Origin of the sequence: Myxococcus xanthus (assembly GCF_013116825.1) — a bacterium.
GTDB lineage: Bacteria > Myxococcota > Myxococcia > Myxococcales > Myxococcaceae > Myxococcus > Myxococcus xanthus_B.
The window spans coordinates 15181-37105 of sequence record NZ_JABFNS010000059.1 but is presented as its reverse complement, the minus strand read 5'-3'; the positions used below and the strand labels follow the sequence as shown (position 1 = coordinate 37105).

Sequence of the window (21925 nt, the reverse complement as noted above, 5' to 3'; positions counted from 1 at the left end):
GTCTTCGAGGTGCCCTCCCCGGCGGGTGTGTCCGGGGAGGGGAACTTCTCAGGCGAGGCGCGAGCTCAGTTCGCGCACTCAGCCACCGGGCGGTCGATCGCCGCCTGGGAGTTGCAGTCCAGCACGCTGGCCAAGCCCGTCCGGGGCTCCACCATGATGAGGCTGCGCGCGCGGCCCGATGTGAAGTCGAAGCGCAGGTTGCCCGGGGCTGCGGCATCCAGCGCGGGCAGGTCATCGAGCGAGTCCCGCATGCAGCCCAGGTCGCCCGGGCGCACGGGACGGCCGGTGCCGGGCATGTAGCAGAGCCCATGAATCGCAGCTGCGTTCATGGAGACGGGAATGACGATGTCCGGACCCACCTCGCTGCAGCAGTCCGGGTTGGCACGGCAGGTGGCGTTCTCACATCCGTTCGCGGGGCAGGTCGCGTTGTCCCATTCATTGTCGCACCGGAGCTGCTCCCACCGGGCCACCGTGCGGGAGGTTCCATCGCCGCGAGGGACGTTCTCCTCCACGACGATGCGCACGGGCTGGTTGGTGGAGATGGCGCGCTGCCGGGCACGGAGCGTGGAGGCCCACAACTCGCGCGTGGCCTCGTTCTCCCGCTGGCGGTCGACGGGTGTCTGGATGCCCACCAGCGCCGCGGAGAGCAGGATGGAGGCGATGGCCACCGTCACCATCATCTCCAGCAGCGTGATTCCTCGTGTGCGCTTCATGCTCAATTTCCCACCGGAACGGGAAGCAAGCCACCCGCGGCGAAGTTCCGGAGTGTCACCCGGAAGGTAAAGGTGCGCCGCTTGAAGCCATCGATGGGAAGGTCTTCCGGGTCCAGTTCGATGGGGGCATCTGGATTGAATGCGTGCCGGTCTTGCCGCGGCGTGCGGACCACCAGGGTGACCTCCACCTCGCGGATGCGTTGCCGCAGCCGCGTTCGCAGCTCGTCGTCTGTCGCTGGGGCGACCAGTTCGCTCGGGTGCTGGTCGATGGCACAGGTTTCAATCGTGCAGGTATCAAGCTCCGGAAGGCCCGCTGCGACATCGGGGAACCAGCGGAAGCCCAGTGGTGGGACGTGGCTCATGACGCCCAGCCGGACCTTGAGGCTCTCCACGTCGCGGCTCAAAACCACCCAGTCTGCCGCGCCCGTGCCTAGATACTCCAGCGTAGGCGTTCCGCTGGCCCAGTTGACCCGGTAGGCCGCACTCTGGGCCGGCATGATTCGCCAGGACTCCTGGTCTGGACGGTCAACTCGCCAGAGGTTGTCGGCCGGGTTGCCACATGGAGGGGCGTTCGTGGGGTCCGTGCCGAAGCCAGGATCGGCCGTGACGGAGTTGCCGCCCGTGTTCACATTGAGGACGCGGAGATGACACGCCACCTGTCGGTTCGGATTCACCGCGAAGGCGGGAAGTGAGGGCGTAACGGTGGGCTGAAGCCGTGGGGAGGGATTGGGGGTCGTGCAGAAGTCCTGCGCCCCTGAGCGCACCGTGGCGCCGCAGTTGGCCAGCGTCACCATCCCACGTGTATCGCCCCAGTGGAGCTGCAGGACGTCCGACACGAACTCCTCGTAGGGGCCCGCGGGCGGCAGTGCGAAGTTGGGATCCGCGGGAAAGGGACGCGTCACGTCGACCGCAGAGAGGTCTGGCTCGGTCCATACCTGGATGGCCGTCTGGGTGCGCATGTCGCTGAAGACGATGCGCGCATTACCCATGCCTGTACCGGCGCGCTGCAGGTCCGCGGCAATCAGCTCCTTGACCACCCGGCCGGTGGACTGCGCCAGCATCGTCTGTTCCTCGAAGTGGGAGCGACGCTGCATCTGCATGGCCGCCACCAGCCCTGCTCCAAGCACGATGAGCCCGATAGCGCTCGCGATCATCACCTCAAGCAAGGTGAAGCCACGCGGCATCCGGGGCTGAGTCCGCATCGAAGAAAATCTCACGGCGCCATCCTCGTCTGGAGCATCACTACTTGCCGGTCGCGCCGCCCTGGCTCCAGCCAGCTCACGGTGACGCGGACGTGGGCGATGTTCCCCGTGGTGCCTGCCTGCCCGGGAATAAGGTTCCGCGTCAGGTCCGCTGGAACCGTGGAGCCTGGCTCGATGGTGGCGAGCTGCGAGGGGACATCCACGTCCACGACGACCTGGTACTCACGCGCGATGACTTTCGGATTGGGATGAGGGGCGTTACGCAGTTCCCCCGAACTGGTCTGAAAGAGGGTGTAGGTTTCATCCAGGCCCACCAGGTTGATGCACGGGGGTTGTACCGTGCAGCCCAGCAGCGTGATGTTCTCCAGCGCCTGCTCAGCGATGAGCTGTGCCTGCGTGGCGCTGAGGCTGCGACGATTGGAGGTGCTGGTCTGGGTCACTACCAGCATCGCCGCGCCGATGCCCAACAGCAGGATGGCCATGGTGGCCAGCACCTCCAGGAGCGTGATGCCCCTGGAGTGCTGGCGCCTGTTCAGGGACTTCACTGCTGAATCCTCCCGTCCGGGCTGGGCGCGTAGATGAGCACCTTGGAGCGGGCCATGCCCCCGTTGGCGTTGCCGGTGTTCCACTCGCCGCTACCCTGGACCCTCACTTCGCCCAGTGCCGTGGGAATGAGGAGGTGGCCGTCATGCACCACCGGTGCATTCACCGCATGGCCACCCAGCGCCACGCTCTTCATCTCAGGGGCGCTGGTTCCATCCGGAAGCTGACCGGACTCGTAGAACCTGCCGCTCTCGGTCTCGCTCAGGTTGCAGACGTCCGCCGCCGCACCCACCGCGGTGCTTGCATAGACTTTGTCTCCCGCCAGCGTCACGCCACCCCACACCGCCTGGCCTGGATCCAACTGCTGTACCCACAGAGGCTCGAGCAACTCGCACGGGCGCGTGCCCGAGGGGTCGGTGTCTTCGAAGCCGAGCAGGTGGTAGCGATAGCTGTCCTTGTTCGAAGGGCCGTCGGAGAACTCGTCCGGATTGTCACCCGTGCCGAAGTAGAAGCGGACCACGGGGGACCCGCTGTTGCGGACGATGCTCACGCCGAGGTTGGAGTGGATTTGCTGGTAGATGGAGTCCTGTCCCGTTGCCGCATCCGGGTGGTCCGACAGGGTGACCGGCGCACTGGCCACCTTGCACGTCTTCACCTTGCGGCCAAGGGGCGCGCTCGGGTTCACCGTATCCAGGTTGATGCGGTAGACATTGCCTGCCGTGGTGGGCACGTACATGACGTCGTAGTTCCCGTCGCGGTCGAGGTCGATGAGCGCCGTGCTCGCGGCGATGCCGGAGCCTCGGTCCAGGGTGATGATGCCGGCCCTGGTGCCGCCGGGCGTCGCGCCGAAGTCGAGCGGCTGCCCCGTCTTCAGGTCGATGAGGTAGAGGGCACCGGCGTGGTTCGGGGAGGTCGGCACGTAGTCTGTGCCCACGACGGCCGTCCACTTCCCTTCCGTTCCCGAGCCCCAGGTCAATCGGCCAATCGACGGCGCATGACTGGAGCCGGAGTTGTCGGGGAAGTCCACGGTGGGGTCCACGATTTTCGCCGAGGAGAACGCCAGTTCGATGCTGGGCTCGCGCAGGTTGAACTCCCAGAGCGGCAGCGGGTACCAGGCATCATCGGGGTGGGTGATGTCGAGCGCGACGACGGCAGGGCTGTTCTTGCCGGAAGCGCTGACCAGGACCGTCTTGGCACCCTGCGTCTTGTTTGCGGAGGTCGCGCGGGTCCAGGCAGGCTGTCCGGGGATGCCGAAGTCCACGTTGGCGACTTGGGGCGAGGCATCCATGGAGGGCCGGGGAAGGTTGCCCGAACCGTTGAAGCGCACGTAGGTGTTGCGGTACCGCTCCAACTGCATGCGTGGCATGTACGTGAAACGCTCCGCGCCCGAGCCGTAGTCGCGGGGCGTGACGTTGCCCGGGACGCAGCTCGCGGTCGTGTCGAAGTAGCCGCGCACCTGCGTGCCGGGCGCGCAGTCGTCGTGCGTGGAGTTGCGGAACGCGCCCGCTTCGAAGGCGTGCAGATAGCCATTCATGGTGCCCACGTAGGCCACGGTCGGACGCGTGGAGAGCGGCTCCATGAAGTTGCGGCGGTACAGGTCTCGCTCGCCAGCGCGGGCATTCAATGCCCAGGTGTCGAGGTACGGTGGCATGGTGATGGCTACGGTGGACATGTTGATGCCACCCAGGGCCCACGGCCGCCGCTCATTCGCGGGCCCGGGAGCGTAATGGTCCTCCCAGCCGTACAGCCACTCCTTCAGGAAGTTGCGGTCATTGGTGTGGTCCGTCACGCGCTTTTCTGGCGCGGTGATGGAGGGCGTGCCGCATGTTCCGTCATTGTTGAGGTCGTAGAGGTACCGTCCGTTCTGCTCCTGGTCACAGAGCCAGTCGGGGAAGAGCGGGCTGGCGCTGCTGGTGTCCGTCATCTCTTCGGAGATGGTGCTGCGATTGCCAGCGGCGTTCATCGTGTACAGCTTGCGCTGGAGCGGGTCGGAGGCGTGTCCATTCGTGCCGAAGGTGAGGGCCATCACTCGGCCGGCATCCCATCGCTGGACGGCGTTGGTGACGCTCGGATTCTCCGGGTCGTAGAGCGAGCGGAAGTAGAGCCTGCCCCGGATGGTGAAGTCCTTGTTGCCGTCATATGCGCGCGTGCCGGGCGCGGGCATGCCGTTGCCCGGCCAGGTTCCATTCGCGCCCCAGGCGCTGCCCGGCGTCTCGTTCACGCCCCAGACGATGACATTGCCCAGCGTGGACGGTGAGGCGCGCGAGTAGCTGCCGGCCCGGACGGCCTGGTAGCCCACCTCGACGTCGTCGATGATGGGACGGCACAGTTCGCTGGGGCTGGTGATGTCCACCTTCCAGCAGAGCTGAGAGCCGGTGAATCCCATGGACATGATGTCCAACTCCACCTCCTGGGTCGGCGGAGACGTGTCGGGGAAGTGCACCGGGAACCACGTGGGCGGGTTCGGGTTGGCGACGCACTCCATCTCCCCGGTGTCCGGGTTGGGCTGGCAGACGCGGCAGTCCACCGCCAACGAATAGGTGATGGTGGGACGAGGACCATCCGTGGGCGTGCAGGCGCCGGGAATCTCCTCCGTGAAGCAGGGTGGGCCACCAGTGCACGTGCGCGGCTGGGGCGCGTAGTCATCCTGCCGCTTGAAGCGCACCTTCGTGATGACGAAGTCGTTGGCGATGTCAGGCGACAGGTCTCCAGACACCGTGGCAGAGCGAATGCTGCCGCCGTTCTGCTTGTTGACGACGAACACCACGTCGTTGAAGTCGCGGTCACCGCCGCCCGGGATGTCCTCGAAGCCCAGAATCCAGCGGAAGGGGTCCGTGGTGGGGGCGCCGACGATGACGTGAGGCATGGGGTTGCGCACGCCCGCGGGTCTGGGAATCGTCACCCGCTCCATGGGCATCACCAGGTTGCCGTAGAGCTCGTCGTTCGCGAGGCGGTACAGCGTGGTGCCCCACTCGGTGATCGGGCCGTCCAGCCAGCCGCAGTAGTACTCATTGGTGTCTGCGACCCGGCACGCCTGACCCGGGGTACTGGCGGGATTGTCCCGGTTGCAGCCTTCCAGGTACTGACACCCGATGTTTCGCTCGGCGACGACGGTTCCTCCCTCGGGGTTTTGGTCCAGGTTCCAATCCGCCTTGGAGAAGAAGACGTTGATGGACGTGCGCAGGTGCAGCGCGCACCGGCCATCAGGGTCTTGCTTGAGGCAGGGATAGACGTAGCCCTCGCGGGGACCGTGGTTGCTCTCGTAGTAGACGGCGACAAAGAAGACGATTTCCTTGCCACCCTGAATCATCCCCAGGTCTACGGTCCGGTCGTACGCCGTCAGACCGGGGTCCGGGTCGACGGCGCGGAGCAGGCCTCGCGGGTCGTACGCGGACACGTTGTAGTCGGGGATGCCTTCGGAGTAATCCCCGATGTCCGGCACCGGGGCCAGGTTGCGGTGGGTGGTCCGGCCGGAGTCGTCATCGGCGAGCAGGAAGACCATCCGTCCCAGGCCCATGTTTCCGTTGCTGGGCGAGGGGGGCTCAAGCAGGTTGGGAAGGTGGGCGAAGAGTCCCCGGTCCGAGAAATTGTTGTTGGTGATGGTGCCCGAGGCGAAGGCTCCCACCTGGTCCGTTCGGTTCCACTCGCCGCCGAGGCCAGGCCGGGCATCCGCGAGGTTGATGTCATGCTGGAAGGTAACGTCGCAGTTCACGTTCATCGCGAGCTCGGGCTCGCTGTACTGCTCGCCGCCTGACGTGAACTGGCGCGTGCAGCGACGGGTCTGGCCAACGTAGGGCCGGGCCTTGGGACCGTACTGGGGCGCGAGGTTGAACAGGTCCTCGTGCAGGTCCAGGACACCGTTCTCGTTGGTGTCGAGCAGGTTGCCGTTGGCGTCGACGTACCCCCGATCGCGGAGGTCATCCATGTACATGTAGCCCAGCGAGTGCGAGGCGCCGGCGGACTCGTACACGTAGCTGATAGTGACGTTCTGGTCGAACGGGAAGAAGATCCGCTCGGCGTTCAGTGCCGTGAGGTTGGTGTTGAGCTGGAGCCGGGCCGGATTCTCCTCGGTGATGAGAATGCTCGACTCCTGAATCTCCAGGTTCTCGTCGCTGAACTCGGGCTGCTTGTTCTGGTCGAGCTGGTCTTCACACAGCTTGGCCGGCGTTTCCGAACCGGTCTGGGCATGGGCAAGCGGCGCGGTCAGCAGGGCGAACGCCGCGAGCATCTGGGGGAGGGTGCGCATCACTTCTTTCCCTGTGAACGGCGGGACGGGTCATTCGCCTTGCGTTGCTGGTGCGCACGGCGAGTTGCGAGGTCTTGCTGGAACTGTTGACGCAGCAGTTCTTCGCGTGACGGGGGCGGCGGATGGATGCTGAGCGCCAAGTGGTTGAGGAGCAGGTCCCGGTCATCCACGCGAACCAGGCGCGTGTCGCAACTCGTCTTGGGGTTGACCTGGGTGGGCCCCGCAATCCAGGTGCGCAGTTGTTCGGGCGTTCGCTTCGGAATCAGCGGGCCCAGGTCGATGCTGCGGCCGCGCTGCTTCGCAGGCGCCGCTTTCGCCGCGGTCGCTGTCTTTCCGCTGCTCTGAGACTGCGGGGTGATGGTGTGGCAGCCGGCGCAGGCCTTGTCGAAGGCGAGCTTGCCTTCATCCGTCGCGCCAGCGGCCAAGCCCGGCAGGAGCAGAAGCGACAACAGGGAGAGTCGTTTCATTGGGAGGGCTCAGCTCAAGGAGTGGAGGAAAGGACTACGACCTCGTTTTCGACGTCGATGGGCTCCTCTTCCCCACTGTCGTGAGTACCTTCGGGGCCGCCCGAATCCGATCCAGAGCCAGGCCTGGTGACGGCTGGTGCGTTCTCATTGGTGATGAGGGCATGGATGACGGCGCGCGTGGGGCGGCTGTTCGCGGGACCCACGACCTCGCCCACGGCGATGAGCCAGACTTGCTTGTTGGTATCCCGAATGCCTTGGTTGGCCGGGGTGGGATCGGTGGGATCGACGGGGTCCTCATCGTCCCGGGCGAAAACGCGGTAGCGCACGTTCTCCTGGAGAGGGAAGGCGGCGAAGGCTTCACCCGTTGGGCTCTGGCGCTCCGCTGGCGCCAGGTCCTCCTCGACGATGGCGAGCGAATTCCAGGTCCCGGCCCCTCCAGGCCCTTCCAGCACCTCGAGGAAGGGGCGGTCTCCACCGTTCAGGCCGGGCTCGTTGACCACGGGCAGGACCGCGAGCACCCCGCTATAGGTTTGATCGGTCCCCAGGCGGATGCGCATCGCCTCGCGCCCCTCGGCCAGGCCCGCCTCCGCCGCGAAGTAGGCTTCCTTGTAGCGGCGGCCATCACCCTGGACTTCCGCCTCGCGGCTCACCACGCCGTAGCTGAGGAGCACCGCGAGGGTGACCATCGTGACGACGCCCATGGCGAGCAGCAGCGTGAAGCCACCTTGCCGCCGTCGGGTTGTGGGACGTTGCACCATGTCGCGGGACTCCCTTGGACTCCAGCCCGTGAGGGCGATACCAGTGTTACTCACTACGCAATTGCCATGCCTGAGCGGCGGCACTGTAACTGGCCGGAACTCGTGGGCAACGTTTGGGTCGCACCTCAGGGTTGGGTCTCAAGAGACCTCGCAAGAGTTGCGGAGTTGCAATTGCTTGCGAGGTTTCCGTCACGCGCTGGTGACTTCTCGGGTTCCAACGTTTTGAGCGAGCCGACGCCTAGGGGGCGCCTTCGAGCTCGCGCAGCCGGTCCACCAGAGCCTGCATTCGCTGGTGGTGCGTGCCGGCCCAGTAGACGCGCCGGCAGTCCGGGCACTGTTGGAAGCGGGAGTGCCGCTCCGCCACGCGCTCGGGGATGCGGCCGGCCACCTCGGACGGCTCGGCGGAGGTCAGCGCGGCGTTGCAGGCGACGCAGCGCGAGAAGGGATGCATGCGGGACGTCAGCCCATAGCGGCGCACCACTTCGACCAACTGCTCCGCCGGGTCTGTCGAGCGGGGGAAGTAGCCACGCAGGACCTCGCCGCGCTTGAGCACCCCGATGTCACGCGAGAGGAGGATGCGGTCCTCGTCATGCGAGAGCCGCGCGAGCGTGTCGTCCGCGAAGTCATTGCGCCACAGGGCGTCGAAGCCCAGCATCCGCAAGAAGCCCACGAGCCGTCCCAGCCCCACGTCGAGCACGAAGCGGGGCGTGTCCTGGAGCGGAGGCCCCACCCGGACGCCGGGCGCCTCATCCATGGACGCGGGGTAGACCTCCACGCACGCGCCCGGCTGCACCCGGCGGCTGAAGTCCACGGCCTCGCCATCCACACGCACCACGTCCACTTCCGGGTGGGGCGGGCCCAAGGACTCGATGAGGTCCTTCACCGACGGGCGGCCTCGCAGCGCGTGGCTGAACGTCTGATGCCGGTGCGCGGGAGACAGGAAGTCATTCAGCGCGCCATGGAAGCGCATCGTCACCTGGGCCTTCGGCTGCTCCATGTCCACCCTTTGGCCCGCGTTGTCGCGGCCCTCCGTGTTTCACGGGGATGTTTCTGTGACTGCCGTGCCGGGTCCGCCAGACTTCCCGTGACGTTTCGGAGTGACTGCGTAGATAAAATCGTTCAGCTGTGCCATAAGTCACAAGATCGTCACATCGAGGGTTTCTATACTCCCGCCGCCGTCCGCACCTGGGTGTCGTCGGCGATTCCCCCCCTCTCTCGACTCCTGAGTCCGACAGCATGAAGAAGACGCTCACCTCCCTCCTGTGCGCGGCGGTTTCGCTCACCCTTCTTTCCCTGGCGTGTGGTGAGGGCAACCCGCCTCAGGTGCCGCAGCCGCTCGAGGATGGAGGGGTTCTCTGGACGGAGTGCAGCCCCGAGGGCGCCAGGGAAGACTGCTCGCAGGGCGAGTCCTGCATCTTCGTCGAGTCCCATGACCGCCACCTGTGCGTCCGGGCCTGTGATTCGCAGACCGCGTGCGAGCACCCGGATGCGATCTGCTGCCCCTCGTCCGGAGACGGTGCCGAGGGCGGCCACTGCGTGCCGAGCAACGCGTGCGTGCCGACCGACGACGCGGGCGTGGACGGCGGCTCGAACGAGGAGACGGACGGCGGCGACCTGGAGGATGGCGGCACGGCCACCGATGACGGCGGCACCGAGGAAGAAGATGCGGGCGTGGATCCGGAGCCGGATGCCGGCACCGAGCCTGACGCGGGGACGGACGCCGGTACGGACGCGGGGACGGATGCCGGTACGGACGCGGGGACGGATGCCGGTACGGACGCGGGGACGGATGCAGGTACGGACGCGGGCTACACCTCCATCCGCGTGATGGCGTCCAACCTCAGCAGCGGAAACTACCAGTCCTACGATCCGGGGCACGGCATCCGCCTCATCAAGGGTGTGGACCCGGACATCGTGCTGATGCAGGAGTTCAACTACGGGAGCAACTCGGGGGCGGACATCCGCTCGCTGGTGGACCAGATTGCGCCGGGCTTCCACTACTCCCGTGAGACGGGCGCGCAGATTCCCAATGGCATCATCAGCCGCTGGCCCATCATCCAGTTCGGCCAGTGGCCCGACCCGAAGGTGTCCAACCGGGACTTCGCCTGGGCGCGCATCGACATCCCCGGTCCCCGCGACCTCTGGGCGGTGAGCGTGCACCTGCTCACGTCCAGCTCCAGCAACCGCAACGCGGAGGCGCAGGCCATCGTCACTGAGGTCCGCTCGCAGATTCCCGAGGACGACTACCTCGTCATCGGTGGCGACCTGAATACGGACAGCTTCAGCGAGTCCTGCTTCGCCACCTTCCGGCAGGTCGTGACGACGGCGGGTCCGCACCCGGCGGACCACAACGGCAACACGGGCACCAACAGCAACCGCAACAAGCCCTACGACCAGATTCTGGTGGACCAGGACCTGCGCCAGTATCAGCAGGCGACCGTCATCGGCTCCAGCACCTTCCCCAACGGGCTGGTGCTCGACAGCCGCACCTACCGGCCGCTGTCGGAGATTTCCCCGGTGCAGTCCGGCGACAGCGCCGCCTCCAACATGCAGCACATGGGCGTGGTGAAGGACTTCCTCGTCCCTAACTTCTGAGAGGGGACGCCCTCTCTGGCGGGTTCGCGGCGGCCATCCTGGGCCGCCGCGGGCCTCGGCTCAGAAGCTCCACTTGTGCTTGTTCTGCTCGATGAAACGCGCCACGGGAGGAATCCGGGCGATGAGCGGCGTCAGCACGAACACCGCGGCCAGGCGCAGCGGCTTCACCACCTGCGACGCCGCGTAGGCCGCCGCCCAACTGCCCGCCTTCTCGCCGGTGCTGCTGGGCTGGAAGCCAGACTTGATGGCGGCGTAGAAGCCCACGATGACCAGGCCGAAGATGACGTAGTTCACCACCAGCGCCAGCGGCCCGTATTCAAGCATCAGGTTCTTGAAGCGGGCCATCAGCGAGGGCTTCGCTGGCTTGGCCGCGGCCTCGGTGGGTGGGGGCGTGTCGGAGACTGAAGGATTCACGTCGGGCTCAACAGGCGGCATGGCGACACCATGCCCCAAACCCGTGCTGGCCGGGAGATGGAGCGAGCGGACAAGGAGGGGGCGGGTGGGCGCTCTTCGTTGTCAGGACTCGGGAGGGCGCGATAGAGGAGGGCACGCGACATGAAAGCCTCCCATCGATTCGTCCTCCTCTTGATTGTCGCGGTGCTCGCCGCAGACCAGGTGACCAAGTACCTGGCTGTCTCCCGGCTGACGGACGCCCTGGATGGGCGGGAAGGCCTGGCGCGGGTGACGGGCTTCGTCACCGAGCAGAACCTGGACAACCGCCCGCCGCCCGAGGACGGGACGTTCCGGGTGCTGCGGCCCTATCGCTTCATCGAGGACTACTGGCACTTCCGCTACGTGGAGAACCCGGGCGCGGCCTGGGGCATCTTCGGCGACTTGCCCGAGGGCGTGCGGCGCCTCTTCTTCCTCGTGGTGAGCCTGGCGGCCATGGGCTTCATCTTCGTGATGTACCGGCGCACGCCCATGGAGCAGCGGCTGGCCCGGGTGTCCCTGGCGCTGGTGGCGGGTGGCGCGCTGGGCAACTTCGTGGACAGGTTGCTGCGTGGCTACGTCATCGACTTCATCGACTGGCACTGGCGCAACCAGCCGGGGATGCGCTGGCCGACCTTCAACGTGGCGGACGTGGCCATCACCGTCGGCGTGGGGCTCCTGCTGCTGGACTCGCTGCGGGCGCCGAAAAGCCCCAAGCCGTGACGGGCGGGCGGCGGCTGGTGTAAGTCCCGGCCCGTGCCGCGCAAATACATCATCCTCCTCGCCGTCGCCCTTGGCGTCATCGTGCTCGACCAGTGGACGAAGTACCTCGTCGTCCGCGAGCTGACCACCCAGATGGATGGCAAGGAGCGCCTGGGCGAGCGCCTGGCCGCGATGTACTCCGAGCCGCCCCCCAAGGGCTTCACGGGGCTGCACTATCAGCCTCGGCGGCACATCGAGGTCTCGGAGTCGTTCTTCCGCATCCGCTACCTGGAGAACCCGGGCGCCGCGTGGGGCATGTTCCGGAGCATGCCGCCGGAGGCGCGGGTGCCGCTCTTCCACGTGGCCATCATTGGCGCGCTCGTCCTCATCACCTTCAGCTTCCGCAAGCTGACCGGCACGGACCCGGAAGAGAAGTGGGCGCTGTGGGGGCTGCCGCTGGTGCTGGGCGGCGCGCTGGGCAACTACATCGACCGTATCGCCCGGGCCTTCGTCATCGACTTCCTCGAGGTCCACTGGTTCGACAAGGCGACCTTCCCGTCCTTCAACATCGCCGACGCGGCCATCTGCATTGGCGTGGGAATGCTCATCGTCGACTCCTTCGTCCGCAAGGAGAAGCCGGCCCAGGCCCCCACCCAGGCCTAGGCCGCCGAATCGGGCCGAGCAGCCGGGCGGGTCCGGATGCGCGCATGCGTGTCGTTCCACCCGTGCAACGAGGATAGCCTTCGGTGCCATGCTCCCTGTCCTCGTCCACCTCACGTTCACTTCGCTCTGGTCGCAGCTCCTGCTGTACGCGATGGCCGCGGGCACGGTGGGCTACGTCGTCTTCAACGGATGGCGCAGCGCCGAGGGTGAGCTGGATGCCCGGACGGGCACGCGCGCGCCGGTGTCCTCGCAAGACCGGCTGCTGCGGGCCGCGGGGTATGGCGTCGTGGGCGCGGTGCTGGCCTGGTTCGCCCTGCGGTATTCGCTGCCGCCCGGGGCCTTTCCGGGCGCCAAGGGCGAGGGCATCCCTGTGCACACCTATGGCCTGCTGCTGGCCCTGGGCTTCATCACCGCGGTGACGGTGGCGGGCCGGCTGGCGCAGGACGAATGGCGCACGCTGGAGCTGAAGGACGGAGCGTGGGTGGACGTGGAGGGGCCGAAGAAGCGCGAGCAACTCATGGACATGACAGTCTGGATTCTGCTCGGCGGTATCGGCGGGAGCCGGCTGCTCTTCGTGCTCGTGAACTGGCAGGACTACGCCCGTGACTGGACGCAGGTGTTCTCCCTGGGCGGAGGGCTCGTCTTCTATGGCGGCCTGATTGGCGCGTCCGCGGCCGCGTTCGTGTTCGCGCGGATGCATGGCTTGGACTTCTGGCGCCTCGCTGACGTGTGCATCCCCACCGTGTCGTTGGGCCAGTGCCTGGGCCGCCTGGGGTGCTTCAGCGCGGGGTGCTGCTGGGGGGACGTGGCGCCCGCGCATGCCGCCACCGCCGTGCACTTCCCCGGCAGCGGGGTGGCGCAGGACCTCCTGGGCGGGGCGGGCAGCACGTCCAGCCTGGCGTATTCGTCCCAGCTCCAGGACACGCGGTACGTCGTGGAGGCCACGGGTGAAATCTTCCACCACGCCGCGCCTGGCGCGGTGCGCATCTCGGATTGGGTGGCGCAGCAGGGCCACACCCTGGGGGTGTACCCCACCCAGCTCTTCGAGTCCGTCGGGCAGCTGGTGCTCTTCGTGGGGCTGCTGTACGCCCGGCGCTATCGCCGCTTCCATGGCCACGTCCTGGCGTTCTGGCTGATGGCCTACGCGGTGCTGCGGAGCACGGTGGAGCTATTCCGTGGGGACGTGGAGCGCGGCACCCTGCACGGCCTGCTCCAGTCGCTGGGGGCGGGGGAACTGGCGGCGGCGGTGCCGCTGGAGGCGTGGTACAATGTCTCCACCAGCCAGTTCATCTCCCTGTGCATGTTCACCTTTGGCGCGGTGCTGCTCGCCCAGAAGGGCCGCCGGCGGGAGAGCGAGGCGGCAGGCCTGGGGCCCACCCCCTCGGCTGCGTGAGGTTGAATCGCGCGGGCCTCTTGGGGACACTCTGAGGAGTCATGCCGCCCCCCGACGCCCGACAGTCCGCTTCCAAGAGCTTCGCTGGCAGGTCCACCCCGGCCGACCCCGGCTCCAGCGAGGCCGTCCTCCAGGAGTGCGAAGTCCTGGAGGCGGAGGTCGCCGTCCTCCGCAACCTCTACGAACAGTACTTCCTGGGCAACGAGCGTCAGGCGCCGTCGCGCGCCCACGAAGACCTGAAGAAGCGGATGAACAAGCTGAAGGGCGCGTTCATCCGCAGCACCTCCGCCAAGTTCCGCGTCGCCGGCCTGTACAACAAGTTCCTCACGTACGAACGGCTGTGGGTGCGCACGCTCCAGGAAATCGAAGCGGGCACCTATCGCCGGGATGTCTTCAAGGCGCGCCGCCGCGCGGAGAGCCAGAAGGCCGGCGCGACGGGCACGGCGGGCCAGAAGGGCGTGGTCGAACTGCCGGAGGACATCTCCGACATGGACTTCGAGGAGGTGGAGGAGTTGATCCGCCCCCGTCCCGCCAACGAGCCGCAGGTGGCCGCCAGCTTTCTCCAGGCCACGGGTGGAGCGCCGTCGAAGGGCCCGCCCGCGGTCGCGCCGCTGACGCCCGCCATCACGCCCCTCACGCCCGCGGTGGGAAGCACGCCGCTGCGAGGCACCCCCGCCGTTGCGCCGCTGACAGGGATTCCCTCCGTGGCGCCCGTGGCGGGGACACCGCCGCGCGGGCAGCCCACCGTGACGCCCGCGGTGGGTGGCACGCCTGCGCACGGCACGTCGGTGGCGCCGCCGGGCATGGCGGCGAAGGCACCGGGCGCCGTGGCCAGCACGCCGCCTCCGTCGAGGACCGCGGCCGTCGGCGCGAGCGGCACGCCGCCTCCGTCGCGGCCCGTGGCCGCTGGCGCCGGGAGCATGGCTCCCCCGTCCAGGGCGCCCGGCGCGGGCGCGGCCGGCAGCATCCCTCCGCCGTCGCGGCCCGCTTCGACGCTGCCTTCCCCCGCCGCGCCCCGGCCTCCCTCGGCGAGCGGCGGAGGCGGGTTGGCGGACGACAAGCTGCGCGCCGTCTACGACGCGTACGTCACCGCGAAGCGTCGCTGCCAGGAGGACACGTCGAAGCTGTCCTACGAGGCGGTGGCGGCCACGTTGCGCAAGCAGGTGCCGGAGCTGCTCAAGCAGCACAACGCGAAGGCGGTGGAGTTCAAGGTCGTCATCAAGGACGGCAAGGCATCGCTCAAGGCCGTGCCGAAATAGACGTCACTGGACAGTGTGTGGACGGCTGCACGTCGTTGGCTGGACGCAGGTGTGTGCGCACCCCCTTCCGCCGCCGACCTGTCCCCCGCGCCACCAGTGTCGGGAACCGTCGCCTGCTGAAAGAACGACTGCCTCTGCTGCTGGAGCGGGTTGTCGCCCCGGGGGTGCCTCCCTAGCTTGCGTTTCGCGTAAGCGGCCGGTGGGCGGCGCGAGACACTGCGGGAGGCGACGTGGGGATTCGGCGGAGGTGGCTCGGGCTTTCCATGGCGATGGGACTCTCCCTTGGCACGGGGTGCATGTCGCCCTCTCAGGAGGCGCAGGAGCGTCTCGCGGCGCTGGAGGCCGAAGGCGAGGCGATGGACGCGGTGCTCGACTCCGTCGAGGAGCGGCTCCTGGGCAACCAGGCCATGCTCCAGACGTGGCAGGAGCTCGGCCGCCGCCACCAGCAGGTGACGCAGCTGCACTGCGAGACGTCCGACCCACACATGGTCGCGATGATGAAGCACTACAAGAAGCAGGAGGATCGCGCGCGTCAGCTCAAGCGGCGCGGCAGTGGTGTCGCCTCGGTGGACAAGGCGGTGCTCACCTCCGGCAAGGCGCCGCGCGGCAACAACTGACGGTGCTCAGACGCTGAGCCTTTCGCGGAAGCGCTGCGACTGACGGCGGGCGCAGCGACAGGACGAACCGCGCCGAAAGGGCGTGGCGAGATGCCGCCCATCTGCAAGCCGGGCGAGGACGGGCTGTTGCCGCCGAGCCTCACCGCGCGCGGCCTCTGTCGGCCAGCGCCTTGAAGGGGCTCAGCGTCGTCGCAGAAGCCACGCGCGAGCGGAGCGGTCCATCGCGGCGACGGCGCGGAGGAAGAGGCTGGGGGACAAGCGACGCAGGCGCCAGCCCCAGCGCGCATCCGCCATGGGGACGGTGTAGAGGCTTCGCGCGTCCACGGCCTTGAGGAGCCTGTGCGCGATGGTCTCCGGGCCCAGGCGGGCCGCATCCATCATCCCGACCGCGAGGGTGCGCAGCGTGTCGTTGGCGTAGGAGCCCGAACTGGCAATCTGGGTGCGGAAGAAGCTGGGGCACGCCACGGTGACGCCGATGCCGGTGGACCTCAGCTCGGCGTGGAGTGTCTCGGAGAGCGCGACCACGCCCGCCTTGGACACGTTGTAGGCCGCCAGGTCGGGCACGTACACGAGCCCCGCCGTCGAGGCGATGTTGAGGATGTGGCCAGACCCCTGCCTGCGCATCCGGGGGACGAAGACATGGCAGCCGTGGATGACGCCCCACAGGTTGATGTCCAGCACGCGCCTCCATTCGGAGAGCGACAGCTCGCCCACCCGGCCCGCGCTGACGACGCCCGCGTTGTTGACCAGCAGGTCCACGCCGCCCAGGAGCCGCTCCGCGGCGTCGGCCATGGCTTCGACCTGGGCCGGCTCGGTGACATCACAGACATGGACGTGGGCTTCGCCTCCCGCGCGGTTGACGCGCAGCGCGGTCTCCTCGGCGGAGGCGGCGTTGATGTCGGTGACGAGCACGCGGGCCCGTCTGCGTGCGAGCTCCTCGCAGAGCGCGCGGCCCAGGCCGGTGCCTGCGCCGGTGATGACGGCTCTTGGATGAGATGGAAGGCTCATGCGTGTCGTTGGAGCGATGGCGCTCAGCATGTCCCTGTCGCTGCCTTCGCCGCCATCACCCCGGCGGCGCCTTGACGCGAGCGCTCAGTGCGGCCCTGGCACCGGGTGTTCCATGACACACCTGACATCCCTGTCCCGAAATCGCGAACGCGGCTCCTGGCGCCAGGCAAGCGAGCGGGGCGTCAGTGACGACGCGGGTGAATCCGGGTACAACCGCCGCCGTGAGACGCGCCTTGTGCGGAGCGTTCGCCGCCATCGCGGTGGGCCTCTTCGGATGCAACGACTTGGAAGTCTGTGGCTCGACGGCCAGCGCCATCACGCGTGATGGCGGGGAGCCCTACCGCTGCGTCACGGCCGAGGACTGCCCGCGCACCTCGCGCGTCAACGTCTGCGTCACCGACGTCTCGCCAGTGGAAGTCTGCGTCCGCTGTCAGGACACGAAGTGCGTCACCGTGACGCCGGAGGCCTGCGACTGATGAAGTCCTTGCGGCTCGCGCTCGCCGTGCTGTCCCTGGCCGCCACGGCGTGCCGGGACAAGCCCGTGGACCATCTCCAGCGGGCCCGTGACGCCACCTTCGAGAAGCGGCCCGACGAGGCGCTCGTCGAGTACCGCAAGGCCTTCGACGCGCTTCGCCACGACTCCTCACCGGAGGCGCTGGTGCTCCGCGCGCGCGCCCTCAAGGGGGCCGCGGATGTCTACTGGCTGGAGCAGCGCAAGGTGAAGGAGGCGGTGGGCGTCTACCGCGAGCTCATCCAGCAGTGCCCCGAGTCGCCGGAGGCGCTCGAGTCCCGCATCATCCTGGCGGACCTGCTGCGCGTGCATTACCGCGACCTGCGCGGCGCCATCGACCAGCTCACCGCGGCCCTCAAGCTCAATCCACCGCAGGGCGCGGAGCTGCACTACCTGGTCACCAAGCTCTACTTCGAGCTGGGTGACTATCAGCAGTGCGAGCTGGAGACCCGCCGGGTCATGGAGCGCTTCCCCACGAGCGCCTACGTGGATGACGCCCTGTACCTCCAAGCCCAGGCCATCGCGATGATGGAGGGTCGCCGCCAGGAGGCCTCCCGCACCTTCGCGGACCTGCGCACGCGCTTCCCGGACTCCGAGCTGGCGCCGCACGCCCTCTTCGAGATGGGCAAGCTGCGCGCCGACGCCGGAGAGAACGAGAAGGCCATCGAGACGTGGGTGGAGGCGCTGAAGACGCACCCCGACCCCGCGCTGGTGCAGGACTACATCGCGAGGGCGCGTCGGCGCATCGCCAACACCACGGCCGCGGGCGTGGGGCAGCGCGAGGTGGCCTTCGACCGCGTCCGGCCGGCGCGCACGTCGCTGGAAGCCGTCGGTGGCCGCCCCGAGGAAGCCGCGCACGAGCACGACTGACTCGGGGCGGACACGCCGCCCTACGCCGGGACGTCCAGCGTCGCTTCCAGCAGGTTCGCGGGGCCCGCCCCCTCTTCGGAGAGGGCCGTCAGGAGCAGCCGCACGCGCCCCTGTTCCACCCGGGCATCCACGCCCGTCACTGTCACGTGGCCCTCCAGCGCGTCGAGGAACTGCGGCGAGCCATCCGGCGCCAGCACGCCCACGACGGAGCCGCCCACGGTTGCCGTCGGGCCGGTACTCCCCGCGGTCGCGGTGAAGACCATCCGCCCGCCAGGAAGCGGCGATGCCGCCGTGAAGGACAGCCGCATGCCTCCGGCTTGTCCCAGCTCCCAGCGGCGCGTCATGCGCACCACGTCCGGGCCCAGCGCGCCGGCTTCCAGTCCGCGCAGCACCCGCTCCGCGTCCAGGTCCACGAGGGCGTCGGTGCCGGGCTCGCCGCCGCGCTGGAGCAGCCGCATCAGTCCTCCCGACATCGCCGCCCCGGCGATGTGGAGCGGTCCGAACTCCCGGCTGAGCTGGGTGTACAGCGCCGTGACGTCCACGGCCCGGGCATCTCCCGCCAGGGTGCCGTCCGCGCCCAGGGCGACCAGCACGCCGCGCTGCCTGCCCGCGGAGGTGCCCGACGGCAGCATCAGCAGCGAACCGTGGGGCGCGCTGCCCTGGGGCGCCAGCAGGCAGGGCACCTCCAGGTCGGGCTGCGACGACTTGAGGGTGACGGGCGCGTCGGGTTGGTGGTTCGCGAAGAGCACCACGCCATGGCCGGGGCTTGCCCTCGACAGGGAGAACGCGGCCAGGTGCAGCGGCTCATCCGCGACGGTGTAGAGCCAGTCGCCCGAGCGGACCAGTCCGCTCGAGGCGGTGACGTGAGACGAACGTCCCGGCGCGACGGGCGCCTCCAGGTCGAGGGTGCGCCGTGGGGTCAGGTGAAGCATGGCCGTGTCTCCCGCGAAGCCGCGGCCTCACGGGCCCCGGCGCTTCAGAGCAGCGTACCGCGCAGCAGGAGGCTGGCGACGGTGAAGTAGATGAGGACGCCGCTAACGTCCACCAGCGTGGCCACGAAGGGCGCGGAGGCGCTCGCGGGGTCGAAGCCGAACTTTCGCAGCACCAGGGGCAGCATGGAGCCGGCCAGGGTGCCGAACGTCACCACGCCCAGCACGGACAGTGCGACGGTGATGCCCAGCACCAAGGCGTGCTCCCCGTAGACGCCGGAGATGGAGTTCCAGATGAGGATGCGCGCCAGGCCCACCACCCCCAGCACCACGCCCAGCACCAGTCCGGAGAGCAGCTCGCGGCGAGCCACGCGCCACCAGTCCCTCAGCCGCATCTCCCCCAGCGCGAGCGAGCGGATGATGAGCGTGGAGGCCTGACTGCCGGAGTTGCCGCCCGAGGAGATGATGAGCGGCACGAAGAGGCTCAGCACCACGGCGGTGGCGATTTCGTCCTCGAAGCTGCTCATCGCGGTGGCGGTGAGCATCTGCCCCAGGAAGAGCACCAGCAGCCAGCCGATGCGCTTCTTCAACATGCCGAAGAAGCCGGTCTCGAAGTAGGGCGCCTCCAGGGCCTCCATACCGCCGGCCTTCTGGATGTCCTCGGTGGCCTCTTCCTGGACGACGTCGACGATGTCGTCCACCGTGACGATGCCCTTCATCCGCTGCTGGGCGTCGAGCACCGGCAGGGCCATGAAGCCGTGCTCGGTGAACAGCCGGCTCACGGCCTCCTGGTCGGTGTCTTCCGACACGGTGATGACGTCGCGCTGCATGACGTCCGCCACGCGCTTGTCGCTGGCCGTCTGGAAGAGCTGACGCAGGGACAGCACGCCCAGCAGGTGCTGTTCGGCATCGAGCACATAGGCGTAGTAGACGGTCTCCACCCGCTCCCGCGCCTGCTTGCGCAGGTAGCTGATGGCCTCGTCGATGGACATGTCCGGCCGCACGCGGGCGAAGCGCGGATTCATCAGGCCGCCGGCGTCGTCCTCCGCGTAGGCCAGGAGCACGTTGACTTCGCGGCGGCTGGCGTCGTCGAGCTGCGAGAGGATGGACTCCGCCTGCTCGGGCTCCACCGCCTGTACCAGGTCGGCCAGGTCGTCCGGGGGCAGCAGCCGGACCCAGGTCCGTCGCTCTGCCGGCTGAAGGTGGAGGATGAGCTCCGCCTGCTCACGCGCCGACAACGCCAGGAAGAAGTCGTCCGCCACCGAAGCGGGAAGCAACCGGAAGCCCTCCAGCCGCTCATCAACGGAGAGCACGGGCCACGCCTCGTGCAGTTCCTCCATGGAGAGCGCGGCGCTCTGGGGGCTTTCCATCATGGGGGCTCACCTCCGGGCGTGTAGGGTGGAGCGCGTGGTGCCGCGGCGCGCGGGCCTCTCTACACCCGGAAGGCCAGGTATCGCGAGAGGCAGGCAGGCGACATTTCGCGCTTTCCTTCCGTGTGTGCCCCAACCGTCTCGTTATTTCAACGAAGACGCACGCCGTGCGTACACCCGCGTCCCACCGAGGCCCTGCCCGCCGCCGGCCTCCCAATAGAAGCGCGGAGAGAGGGTTCGCAGTCCGGGAGACAGGTCCGCGTTGCCCGGCAGCAGCTCCAGTCCCAGCGGGCCCTGTGGCTCGGGCGGTACGGGGACTGCGGAGCCGACGCCTGACTGCCTCCACTGGAGGAAGGGGATGGCGAAGCCAGGGCGGAGGGGCGCGCTCACCAACTCGAGCGGCGCGTCCACGACCAGGGTGCCTCGTTCGGTCAGCGCGCCATCCACCGCGGCCCACCGGTACAGCGTCTGTCCTGGCTGCGGCAGGAGCAGGGTGTCCACGCGAGTCCACACCGCGCCATCCTCGATGCCCGCTGGCACGCCCGGCAGGCGCTGACACGGCGCCTCCGAGGCGACGAAGGCCCCGCTCGGGCCCAACCGGAACGTGCACGCGCGGCTGTCGGGTTCCTGCGTCACCTGGACGACGCTGACCGTGTCGGGGCCCAGACGCACGAGCAGGCCCAGCACCATGTCGACGCCGAAGGGCAGCTGGTTGACCCGTCCCCACGGCGTGGGGGGGGCACCGATGACGACACCTTCTGAGGTGAAGGCGAAGCGGTGCAGTCGCTCCGAGTCGAGCACCCACAGCTCATCCGTGGTGGCGAGCCGATTCTGGATGACCTTCACGGTGTCGCGCTGGTTGAGCAGGAGCGAACCGGTGAGCTCGAGCTCCGAGCCGGTGTCGACGAAGCGGCGCACCCGGTCCTCGCCCACGACCCAGACGACATCACCCGCGACGGCCACGTCGGGCATGCCGGAGACGCCGCCGAGTGGCGTCTGGGTTCCGTTCGACGCGTGCACCGCCACGCCGTCACACAGCCAGGTGCCATGCGTGGTGCGGTCCAGTTGCGTGCAGCGGGGCAGCGGCAGCACTGTCGACGCTCCTCCGGTCCACGCGCGGGACACGTAGGCGCCGAACTGCTGGAGGCTGCCCACGGGGGCGAAGGCGACGCGGACGTGGTGGCGTCCGGTGGTCGTCGGCGTGAAGCGGACGGTGGCCGCCTGACCATTGCCGGTGAGGGACGCCTCCGCGGCCACGGCGTGGTTGTTCGGGTCGAACACCTCCGCCGTGATGCTGTCGGGGACCTGGGAGGTGTCAGGGCCCTCACAGGTGAAGTTCAGGCTCGGCTGGACTTGGAGCTCCGCGGGGACCTCCAGCGACAGCAGGGGCGGGGTCTGTCCCATGCCTCCTGGCAGCGGGACGAGGCCGCATTCATCGCCGGTGTCCGCACACCCGGACAGGGACAGCATCGCGGACCATGCGAGCAGGCAGGGAACGGTCTTCATCGAGGGGGGCGCCGCCCGGGTGACCTCGGCCTGGGGGAGGCGGCGCAGGCTCCAGGGCCTTCATACCCCATCCGCGGGCCGGGCCGGTGACAGGCGTGGCGCGGTGTCAGGCCCCGCGCTTCCAGCGCGTCATTTTTCACAGAA

Annotated in this window: 20 protein-coding genes; 8 read left to right on the top strand and 12 right to left on the bottom strand. The window is 68.4% G+C overall.

Features of this window, described 5'->3' with window-relative positions:
• Window positions 1-65 precede the first annotated feature (65 nt).
• The 7 genes from HNV26_RS18760 to HNV26_RS18730 all read right to left on the bottom strand — a co-directional run bounded on the left by HNV26_RS18760 (window position 66) and on the right by HNV26_RS18730 (window position 8926).
• A complete protein-coding gene (locus tag HNV26_RS18760; protein ID WP_171442717.1) occupies window positions 66-713 on the bottom strand; it encodes a pilus assembly FimT family protein in 648 nt (215 codons plus the stop codon).
• A gap of 2 nt (window positions 714-715) precedes the next feature.
• Window positions 716-1915, bottom strand: a complete 1200-nt coding sequence (locus tag HNV26_RS18755; protein ID WP_171442718.1) for a PilW family protein — start codon at window positions 1913-1915, stop codon at window positions 716-718.
• Between the two features lie 11 nt (window positions 1916-1926).
• Window positions 1927-2460 carry a type IV pilus modification PilV family protein gene (locus tag HNV26_RS18750; RefSeq protein ID WP_171442719.1) on the bottom strand — a complete coding sequence of 178 codons (534 nt, stop codon included), beginning with the start codon at window positions 2458-2460 and terminating at the stop codon, window positions 1927-1929.
• Entirely contained in the window at window positions 2457-6704 is a 4248-nt protein-coding gene (locus HNV26_RS18745; protein ID WP_171442720.1) for a PilC/PilY family type IV pilus protein, read from the bottom strand. Before HNV26_RS18745 ends, HNV26_RS18750 begins: the two co-directional genes overlap by 4 nt.
• A complete protein-coding gene (locus tag HNV26_RS18740; protein ID WP_141618490.1) occupies window positions 6704-7171 on the bottom strand; it encodes a c-type cytochrome in 468 nt (155 codons plus the stop codon). Before HNV26_RS18740 ends, HNV26_RS18745 begins: the two co-directional genes overlap by 1 nt.
• A 14-nt stretch (window positions 7172-7185) precedes the next feature.
• A complete protein-coding gene (locus HNV26_RS18735) occupies window positions 7186-7929 on the bottom strand; it encodes a type IV pilus modification PilV family protein (protein ID WP_171442721.1) in 744 nt (247 codons plus the stop codon).
• Between the two features lie 238 nt (window positions 7930-8167).
• Window positions 8168-8926 carry a Mut7-C ubiquitin/RNAse domain-containing protein gene (locus tag HNV26_RS18730; RefSeq protein WP_171442722.1) on the bottom strand — a complete coding sequence of 253 codons (759 nt, stop codon included), beginning with the start codon at window positions 8924-8926 and terminating at the stop codon, window positions 8168-8170.
• A gap of 239 nt (window positions 8927-9165) precedes the next feature.
• Between HNV26_RS18730 and HNV26_RS18725 the strand changes: the two genes are divergently transcribed.
• Window positions 9166-10524: an endonuclease/exonuclease/phosphatase family protein gene (locus HNV26_RS18725; protein ID WP_171442723.1), complete on the top strand. Its 1359-nt coding sequence runs from the start codon at window positions 9166-9168 to the stop codon at window positions 10522-10524.
• Window positions 10525-10584: 60 nt separating this feature from the next.
• On the opposite strand, the gene HNV26_RS18720 is transcribed toward HNV26_RS18725, so the two are convergent.
• Window positions 10585-10938: a hypothetical protein gene (locus tag HNV26_RS18720; protein WP_171442724.1), complete on the bottom strand. Its 354-nt coding sequence runs from the start codon at window positions 10936-10938 to the stop codon at window positions 10585-10587.
• Window positions 10939-11079: 141 nt separating this feature from the next.
• Between HNV26_RS18720 and lspA (HNV26_RS18715) the strand changes: the two genes are divergently transcribed.
• The 5 genes from lspA (HNV26_RS18715) to HNV26_RS18695 all read left to right on the top strand — a co-directional run bounded on the left by lspA (HNV26_RS18715) (window position 11080) and on the right by HNV26_RS18695 (window position 15587).
• Window positions 11080-11676 (top strand): signal peptidase II, encoded by a 597-nt coding sequence (gene lspA, locus HNV26_RS18715; RefSeq protein WP_171442725.1) that lies wholly within the window; start codon window positions 11080-11082, stop codon window positions 11674-11676.
• Window positions 11677-11709: 33 nt separating this feature from the next.
• Window positions 11710-12318 (top strand): signal peptidase II, encoded by a 609-nt coding sequence (gene lspA / locus HNV26_RS18710; protein WP_171442726.1) that lies wholly within the window; start codon window positions 11710-11712, stop codon window positions 12316-12318.
• 88 nt (window positions 12319-12406) lie between these two features.
• On the top strand, window positions 12407-13711 hold the full coding sequence (locus HNV26_RS18705) for a prolipoprotein diacylglyceryl transferase (RefSeq protein WP_171442727.1): 1305 nt from the start codon (window positions 12407-12409) through the stop codon (window positions 13709-13711).
• A 41-nt stretch (window positions 13712-13752) separates the two neighbouring features.
• Window positions 13753-14970 carry an MXAN_5187 C-terminal domain-containing protein gene (locus HNV26_RS18700; RefSeq protein ID WP_171442728.1) on the top strand — a complete coding sequence of 406 codons (1218 nt, stop codon included), beginning with the start codon at window positions 13753-13755 and terminating at the stop codon, window positions 14968-14970.
• A 230-nt stretch (window positions 14971-15200) separates the two neighbouring features.
• Window positions 15201-15587: a hypothetical protein gene (locus HNV26_RS18695; RefSeq protein ID WP_141254034.1), complete on the top strand. Its 387-nt coding sequence runs from the start codon at window positions 15201-15203 to the stop codon at window positions 15585-15587.
• Window positions 15588-15767: 180 nt separating this feature from the next.
• Here the strand turns inward: HNV26_RS18695 and HNV26_RS18690 are convergent, their stop codons facing one another.
• Complete coding sequence (locus tag HNV26_RS18690) at window positions 15768-16595, bottom strand: SDR family NAD(P)-dependent oxidoreductase (RefSeq protein WP_171442729.1); 828 nt, start codon at window positions 16593-16595, stop codon at window positions 15768-15770.
• Window positions 16596-16780: 185 nt separating this feature from the next.
• Here HNV26_RS18690 and HNV26_RS18685 point away from each other — a divergent pair, with 185 nt between their 5' ends.
• Window positions 16781-17071 carry a hypothetical protein gene (locus HNV26_RS18685; RefSeq protein ID WP_171442730.1) on the top strand — a complete coding sequence of 97 codons (291 nt, stop codon included), beginning with the start codon at window positions 16781-16783 and terminating at the stop codon, window positions 17069-17071.
• On the top strand, window positions 17071-17976 hold the full coding sequence (locus tag HNV26_RS18680) for a tetratricopeptide repeat protein (protein ID WP_171442731.1): 906 nt from the start codon (window positions 17071-17073) through the stop codon (window positions 17974-17976). Before HNV26_RS18685 ends, HNV26_RS18680 begins: the two co-directional genes overlap by 1 nt.
• Before the next feature lie 20 nt (window positions 17977-17996).
• Here the strand turns inward: HNV26_RS18680 and HNV26_RS18675 are convergent, their stop codons facing one another.
• The 3 genes from HNV26_RS18675 to HNV26_RS18665 form a co-directional block, all read right to left on the bottom strand.
• Window positions 17997-18908: a DUF6929 family protein gene (locus HNV26_RS18675; RefSeq protein WP_171442732.1), complete on the bottom strand. Its 912-nt coding sequence runs from the start codon at window positions 18906-18908 to the stop codon at window positions 17997-17999.
• Window positions 18909-18952: 44 nt separating this feature from the next.
• Window positions 18953-20278, bottom strand: coding sequence for a magnesium transporter (gene mgtE / locus HNV26_RS18670; protein WP_171442733.1), 1326 nt, complete (start codon window positions 20276-20278; stop codon window positions 18953-18955).
• Window positions 20279-20419: 141 nt separating this feature from the next.
• Window positions 20420-21679: a hypothetical protein gene (locus tag HNV26_RS18665; RefSeq protein WP_253816768.1), complete on the bottom strand. Its 1260-nt coding sequence runs from the start codon at window positions 21677-21679 to the stop codon at window positions 20420-20422.
• Between the last annotated feature and the right edge of the window lie 246 nt (window positions 21680-21925).